A 1,100-nucleotide genomic window follows, 5' to 3' on the forward strand; every position below is an offset into this window, starting at 1 on the left:
AGTTTCATGATCAGCAAGCCTCTATCTATATGATTGAGAGAGACGACGACCCAAACGAGGCTTCAATGAGTATCGTCGTGAACAATGCTTCCGCTGCCCAGCAGGTGCGCTTTACGCATCTTCTAAAAGATTGTACTGCGTTATCTGAGTACGCTTTGGAGATTGAGGGGCTCAAACGACGAGAGGTTGCCCTGCAGGAGGCATTTATCCGAGAACAGTATCAGGATATTTGCGACAACTTCGATCCGACGGTGGTTAAGTTCAAAAAGAAATACAAAGTCGTATTTAGTTCAGAAGCTTTGGATGACTTGGATCAAATCTTGTCGGAAGAAGCGGACCAAGAAGATAATGATGATAAAAAGGATTAGGTAGGGAGTCGCTGATGACTAAACAGAAAATAATCTATGTCGACATGGATAACTGCTTGTGCGACTACACGACTTCCTACGTTCGCTATAAGAAACAATACCCAGATGTCGAGTATCCCCAAAGTATCCCTGGTTTGTTTCTTGGTTTAGAGCCCATGCCAGGAGCACTTGAAACGGTGAAGTGGCTGCACGGGCAAGAGGGTTTCGACGTATACATACTTTCGTGCCCTTCCGTGATGAATCCCGATTCTTACTCTGAAAAACGACAGTGGGTAGAAAAGCATTTGGGAATGGAGTTTGTGAGAAGGCTCATCCTTTCTCCTCATAAAAACCTGAACAAAGGCGACTATCTAATGATCCGTTGTCATGTTTCTGTTTGCGCTCTTGAAGCCATTCAACGGCCTTTTCTCGTGAAGAAAAATGGGGTTTAGCCTCAATGTAAAAATGCTCGGGGATTTCTATTGAAGTTGCGTTCTTGAAGTAGCAAACAATACTGCCCGCCATCTCAGGTAAGTACGCGACATCGGACTGCAGCGCCTCAAGAGCCTCTCTAAATGTAGTGAAAGGCTCTTCAAAACGATTGCGCAAATCGAACGCCCTAAAGCAGAGAATCTTCTCATTTAGAACTTCAAATTTATCTCGATCTGGATTCTCGAGAGTTTGCTCAAAGAAGCCTTTTACTGCTTTCCAGTCCGGGTAAGCACTTGATCCATAGTGAATGTGCGCACCTTC

At 44.6% G+C, this 1,100-nt stretch carries 2 protein-coding genes and 1 pseudogene; 2 read left to right on the top strand and 1 reads right to left on the bottom strand.

Annotated elements, in window-relative coordinates; translation table 11 throughout:
• Together A3750_RS26600 and A3750_RS27400 are read left to right on the top strand one after the other, a co-directional pair.
• A partial coding sequence (locus tag A3750_RS26600; protein ID WP_197475268.1) for a hypothetical protein occupies positions 1–368 on the top strand: 368 nt, incomplete at its 5' end.
• 155 nt (positions 369–523) lie between these two features.
• A pseudogene (locus tag A3750_RS27400) lies at positions 524–664 on the top strand (hypothetical protein); the annotation flags it as partial.
• A 13-nt stretch (positions 665–677) separates the two neighbouring features.
• Here the strand turns inward: A3750_RS27400 and A3750_RS27060 are convergent.
• Positions 678–1,100 (bottom strand): hypothetical protein (locus A3750_RS27060; RefSeq protein ID WP_231871937.1); only part of this gene is annotated, 423 nt, incomplete at its 5' end.

This window comes from Oleiphilus sp. HI0079 (assembly GCF_001635105.1).